The sequence below is a fragment of the Mitsuokella sp. AF33-22 genome (assembly GCF_003475755.1).
GTDB lineage: Bacteria > Bacillota > Negativicutes > Selenomonadales > Selenomonadaceae > Mitsuokella.
In genome coordinates this window covers 123,758-129,757 of the sequence record NZ_QRQA01000009.1, presented here as the reverse complement: position 1 = coordinate 129,757, position 6,000 = coordinate 123,758, and the positions used below count along the sequence as shown (strand labels likewise).

Here is a 6,000-nt window from a genome sequence, read left to right as displayed (position 1 = left end):
TCGACCGACGCAATTTGGCGAATTTCACCCGACGCGAACATCGGCAACATCAGGCAGAATGTATTCGCTGGGTGGAGCGGACCATAAAGGTTGCCGAAAAACTTGGTACGAAGTATATCATTATGTTTCCCAACCATTTTACAAAGGAAGGCTGTTCGAATTTCTGCGATAAATACACCAAGTCGGATGGTATTGCTGCGATTACGGCTCTTCTCATGAGACTAGAACCTAAGCTGGAATCTTCAGGCATAACACTTTTGTTAGAACCGCTCAACAACCATGGTGCAGACAATGGTATGTTAGTTACGGATACAGAAGAAGGTGCAGCTATTATTCGAGCGGTGAATTCGGATTATGTTCGGCTTTTGCTCGATGTTTTCCATATGCAACTCATGCATGGCAATCTCTGGGAGCATATACGAGAGAATCTGGACATTGCACCATACATTCATCTAGCAGATGTACCGGACCGTCATGAGGCGGGAACTGGTGAGATTAATTTTAGATATTTGCTTCATATGCTTAGAGAAAAAGGTTATGAAGGGACCATCTGTCCTGAATATCTTCCGCAGGAAGATACAGATGACAGTCTATATATATGGAAACAATTGTTGGTTGGTAATGACAAACGCGATTCATCCTAAATTTTAGGATAATAAAAATTTAGCAAAGGTAAAGATATGGAGGTAAGCATTATGGAAAACCGTAAAAAACAGGTAACGTATGGCATGGTCGGTGGCGATCTTAAGGCACTCATTGGTGAATGTCATCGCAAGGCGATTGCTCTTGATCCGCGAGCCAAACTTGTTTGTGGATGTTTTTCAGCCATTGATGAATTGAATGATGAATGCGCTGAGGCATATCATGTCGATAAGTCACGTGTCTACTATGATGCAGCGGAAATGGCAAAAAAAGAAGCAGGAAAGATTGACTTTGTTTCAATCTGTACGCCAAATTTTGTACATTATTCAGTAGCCAAGGTATTCCTCGAAAATGGAATCAATGTTGTTTGTGAGAAGCCTCTGACGCTTAAGCCAGAAGAAGCAGAAGAACTTGCACGTATTGCCAAAGAAAAGAATCTCCTTTTTGCGGTTGATTACTGCTATTCAGGTTATGTCATGTGCAAGGTCATGAAGCAGATGATTGCGCGCGGTGATATTGGTGATATCATCTCTATCAATGCGGATTATATGGAGGGATGTTTCCTGCCGCTTCTCTCGGAGAAAGAACAGGTAAATACGAGAATTTGGCGTACGGATCCAAAGTATAGCGGTATCTCAAATACCTGTGCTGATGATGGGACGCATGTAGAACATCTTGTTCATTATGTAACGGGACTTAAAGTCCGCCGCCTGCTTGCTACAGCAGATACATTTGGTAAAAAGCTTGATCTCAATGATAACATCATCCTTGAATATGAAAATGGCGCACATGGTGCGTACTGGTTCTCCCAGGTGGCCTGCGGCTCGCCAAATGAGATTAATCTCCGCATTTACGGAACAAAAGGCTCCTTAGAGTGGCATCAGACGCATCCTGATGAAGTACGCTTTGCACGGGCTGGTGAAGCAGCGCAGATTCTTTATCGATCGGGCGATGGCATTGATGTACCAGCTGGCAAACTTGGTCGCATTCCTTATGGCCATCCAGAGGGGTATTACATTGCGATTGCGAATGTTTACCGCAACTTCATTTCTGCGATTTTGAAACGTTGCAATAATGAACCTCTTACGGATGATGATCTTGATTTCCCGAATGTTGATACAGGAGTAAGTGGTGTAAAATTCTTCTATGCTGTTATTGAAAGTGCTAAGAATGATTCCCGTTGGGTGGAGATTAAATAATAGAAAGGAGAAGCACTATGGATACGCAGAAAGCAATTATTTATAAAGGACCAGGGACGTTTGCATATGAAGAACGTCCTGTGTCGACAATTAAAAAAGCAGATGATGTAAAGATTAAAATATATGGTTGCTGTATTTGCGGCACAGATGTCAATATCTTTGCAACTCCGCAGCGCCATCCCTGCAAAAAAGATATTATTTTCGGTCATGAATTTTGTGGAGAGGTTGTAGAAGTAGGAGCGTCGGTCAATCACCTTAAAGTAGGAGACAAGGTAATTATTGATCCGCATGGTCCCTGTGGTCATTGCGATGATTGCTTGGCTGGCCTTCCTGAGGCATGCGAGAATGTATTCCTTGGCCCGGATTCGGGATTTGAGGGCCAGGCACTTACTTTAGGCGTTTTTGCAGATGGAGGCCTGACTCAGTATGTTGTCATGCCCAGTAAATTCGTTTACCGGGTGGGGCCGGATACTAAGCCAGAATTGATGGGCATGGCTGAGCCGCTCGCAGGCTGCGGATATGCATTGGAAAAGCTCAATGTCCATGTGGGTGATACGGCATGTGTCTTAGGTGCTGGACCAATCGGACTCATGTTCATTGCTCTTCTGAAGGCTAGTGGATGTCGCAAGATTATTGTTTCCGAACCTGTAGAATATCGTCGTAACAAGGCATTGGAAGTTGGTGCGACGCGTGTTGTTGACCCGGAAGCCGAAGACGTAGCAAAAGTTATTCATGAGGAAACAGATGGCCTAGGTGTCGATCATTGTATTGAGGCAGTTGGCGGGCTTATTGAAGAATGCATTGAGTATGTGCGCCCGCGTGGCAAGGTGTTGCAATATGGCCATGATGAGCTTGCACGCCCTGAAATCAAGGTGGGTATCCTTCTTAAAAAAGAAGTGGAACTCCACGGTGGGTTCCTCGGGAAGTACTATATGCGCAAGGTCGGTCAGATTATCGAGAGTGGTGTGCTGCCGCTTGATAAAATTTTGACACATGTCATTCCGGCAACGAAGTATCAGGAAGCGCTTGATTTGGCTGCAAGTTATCAGTGTGGAAAGATTTTTGTTGCAATTGACTTCTAGGAGGGATAAAAAATGGCAACGAAGCAAGAAATACAGCATCTGAAGGATTTGGCCTATGATGCGCGCAAAAAACTTTGTTTGCTCTGTGGAGCCTATGAGGGCAGCATTCACATGGGCGGAGATATGTCAATGATGGATGCGCTTGTATGTCTTTTTCACCATACCATGCATGTAGGGCCGGAGTTGGTACAGAACCCGGAACGCGACCGTTTTATCCTGAGTAAAGGACACGGAGCTGTGGCTATGTATATTGTCATGGCGAGCAAGGGATTCTTTTCCTATGAGGAAATCTGTGATACATATGGGAAGCTGGGGAGTAAGTTCGGCCAGCATCCATGCAAGAACAGGCTTCCGATGCTTGATGCATCGACGGGATCTTTAGGACATGGTCTCGCGCTGAGCGTTGGTATGGCCGCCGCAGCTCGCCAGCATGGGGAAAAGCATCGAGTATTCTGTGTTATGGGAGATGGCGAAACATGTGAGGGGTCTGTTTGGGAGGCCGCAATCATGGGGCATGCGTTATCGCTCGGCAATCTCGTTGCCTTGGTTGATCGTAATAAACAGCTTATGACAAGTTTTTCTGAAGACTCGGTCAAATTGGAACCCTATGCAGACAAATGGCGTGCCTTTGGCTGGAATGTCATTGAAATTGCAGATGGCAATGATATGGAACAGGTCGTAAAAGCGCTTGATTCTATTCCAGCTTCGGATACCGATAAACCGACACTCATTGTTTCTAATACGGTAAAAGGAAAGAATATTTCTTTTATGGAACGTCAGATTAAATGGCATGCGGGAAGCATGAATGAGTCGGATTTGGAGCAGGCACTCAAAGATCTCGATACAGCGTATCAGGAAGCGAAGGAGGGAAAGTAAATGAAAAAGTCTATCACAATGGATGAATTTAATTCGTCCAGAAGCGTTATCGGTGATACGATTGAATCTCTGGGAGATAAAGACGAGCGCGTCTGGCTTCTCACTCCTGATATTGGCTGGGGTTGCAAGGGCTTTCAGAAGAAACATCCAGACCGTTTTATTGATACAGGCATTTCTGAGCAATGTGTCGTGGGGATTTCCGCTGGTCTTGCCTATGAAGGAAAGGTTCCATTCATTATCGGTATGATGCCTTTCATGAGTATGCGAGCTTTGGAGCAGGTGCGAACAGATGTATGTTACCCGAATCTGCCAGTACGTATCATTGCAAATTATTCGGGTCTTACGGGAAATGGTGGATCAACGCATTATGCGATGGAAGATATGGCATTATATTCATCGCTCGTCAATATGACGGTATGCGCAGCTTCGGATCCTGTTCAGGTACACCAGATTATCGAGCAGAGTATGGATTATGAGGGTCCTCTTTCGATTCGTATTGATCCTGGCAAGAAGAATCGGATTCTTTATGACGATGATGTAAAGTTTACGATTGGCAAGGGACATGTATTGCGGGACGGCAAGGACATTACTATTATTGCCTGCGGTGAGATGGTAGGTCATGCGCTGAAGGTTGGTCAAAAAGCGGAGAAGAAAGGTATTGACGTTCGCATCATTGATATGTTTACCGTGAAGCCATTAGATGAAGAACTTGTTCTGAAGGCAGCAGAGGAAACCAGTCGGATTATTGTCTGGGAAGATCATCTTATGAAAAATGGACTTGCTAGTGCCGTCGCTGATACATTAATGAATCATGGAACCTCTGTCAAATCGTTTAAGAGATTCGGTATTCCGCAAGTATATCCAGGTTTTGGCAGTGCGGAGGAACTCTATCATTTCTTCCATTATGATGTAGAAGCAGTTATGACATATTTGGATACATTGTTTTGATAAGGCGGTAGCAATATGAGTGCATATATGTGGAATACGTTCTGCCCCACGTTATTTGGCACAGGGGCAGCAAAAGAAACAGCCGTGCAGGCGAAAAAGCTCGGTATGAAGCGTGTGATGGTTTGTACAGAACATGCTTTGATAGAGTTCAAGGTAGCAACTCAGGTCATTGACGTCTTGAAGGATGGCGGACTCGAGGTATTTCTGTTTGACCGTTGTCAAGCTGATGCGCCAAGTGAAATCTGCGATGAAGGGGCGTTATTTGTCCGTGAGAATAAGATCGATGGTATTGTGGCCGTAGGCGGTGGGAGTACGCTTGATACAGCAAAGGCTATTGGTATTATCATCAGCCAGGGAGGCAATACCATTGCTGATTATTATGGTATTCAAGAAGACAAACATCTTATGAAGCTTATTACTCTTTCTACGACTGCAGGGACCGGCAGTGAAATTTCTCAGTGGGCAGTCATTGCTGATAAAGAGACTGGTACAAAAGAAATGCCAGTTTATAAGCCGGATATGGCTATTGTTGATCCTGTATTGACCTATTCTTTGCCAGCTGGACCCACTGCTGCTACGGGAATGGATGTCCTTGCGCACTGTATGGAAGCCATCACGAATAAGAATTACAATCCGTACGGATATATATTCGGCAAGGAAGGAATTCGTCTGACCATGAAATGGTTGCCAGTAGCAGTCCGTGATCTGGGAAATGCGGAAGCGCGTGAAAAGATGTCGCTTGCTGCGAATATTGGCGGTATGGCGATATCAGCATGTGGTTGCTCTATCGGGCATAGTTTCAGTCAAACTTTTGGTGCCGTTCATCATGTGCCGCATGGTTTGGGGTGTGCTTGGGCATTACCGGCAACTATCCGCTATTCTGCAAAGTATGGCAAGGCAGAGAATATCCTGGAGGTGGCGGATGCACTGGGGCTCAGCAATTCAGAGGAGAAGGATGTACAAAAGCTGTCGGAAAAGATAGCGGATATCATCACCAACCTGATGAAAACACTCGGCATCAAATCCATCCGGGAGTCTGGATATACGCTCCAGGATTGTTTGGATGTAGCCAAGCTCTTTGCCCATGATGCTGCCTTTGCAAACTCGCCAGGGGCTCCCGGCATGGACGAAATCAAGGCTTTTATTACAGATGTCTTCGAATCATATTGATACAATCGAATTATAGCTTCCTGTGCATTGCATGCGAGAGCTCGTAGCGATATAATAAGGGAAAATCTTGGATATGATTGGAT

Annotated in this window: 6 protein-coding genes; all 6 read left to right on the top strand. The window is 45.0% G+C overall.

The features are described 5' to 3' along the window. Positions 1-644: TIM barrel protein (locus tag DWZ54_RS07370; protein WP_147369909.1), on the top strand; the 644-nt coding region annotated here is incomplete at its 5' end. 51 nt (positions 645-695) lie between these two features. After that, positions 696-1,841 carry a Gfo/Idh/MocA family protein gene (locus DWZ54_RS07365; protein WP_158573636.1) on the top strand — a complete coding sequence of 382 codons (1,146 nt, stop codon included), beginning with the start codon at positions 696-698 and terminating at the stop codon, positions 1,839-1,841. A 17-nt stretch (positions 1,842-1,858) separates the two neighbouring features. Further along, on the top strand, positions 1,859-2,923 hold the full coding sequence (locus tag DWZ54_RS07360) for a zinc-binding dehydrogenase (RefSeq protein WP_118475184.1): 1,065 nt from the start codon (positions 1,859-1,861) through the stop codon (positions 2,921-2,923). A 12-nt stretch (positions 2,924-2,935) separates the two neighbouring features. Then, complete coding sequence (locus tag DWZ54_RS07355; protein WP_118475182.1) at positions 2,936-3,799, top strand: transketolase; 864 nt, start codon at positions 2,936-2,938, stop codon at positions 3,797-3,799. Further along, a complete protein-coding gene (locus DWZ54_RS07350; RefSeq protein WP_118475180.1) occupies positions 3,800-4,747 on the top strand; it encodes a transketolase family protein in 948 nt (315 codons plus the stop codon). Between the two features lie 15 nt (positions 4,748-4,762). Continuing rightward, positions 4,763-5,917 carry an iron-containing alcohol dehydrogenase gene (locus DWZ54_RS07345; protein WP_118475178.1) on the top strand — a complete coding sequence of 385 codons (1,155 nt, stop codon included), beginning with the start codon at positions 4,763-4,765 and terminating at the stop codon, positions 5,915-5,917. Positions 5,918-6,000 lie beyond the last annotated feature (83 nt).

Excerpts from the sequence above, each read along its gene's own strand:
- DWZ54_RS07365 (WP_158573636.1), top strand. The coding sequence starts at position 696 with ATGGAAAACCGTAAAAAACAGGTAACGTATGGCATGGTCGGTGGCGAT.
- DWZ54_RS07360 (WP_118475184.1), top strand. The coding sequence starts at position 1,859 with ATGGATACGCAGAAAGCAATTATTTATAAAGGACCAGGGACGTTTGCA.
- DWZ54_RS07355 (WP_118475182.1), top strand. The coding sequence starts at position 2,936 with ATGGCAACGAAGCAAGAAATACAGCATCTGAAGGATTTGGCCTATGAT.
- DWZ54_RS07350 (WP_118475180.1), top strand. The coding sequence starts at position 3,800 with ATGAAAAAGTCTATCACAATGGATGAATTTAATTCGTCCAGAAGCGTT.
- DWZ54_RS07345 (WP_118475178.1), top strand. The coding sequence starts at position 4,763 with ATGAGTGCATATATGTGGAATACGTTCTGCCCCACGTTATTTGGCACA.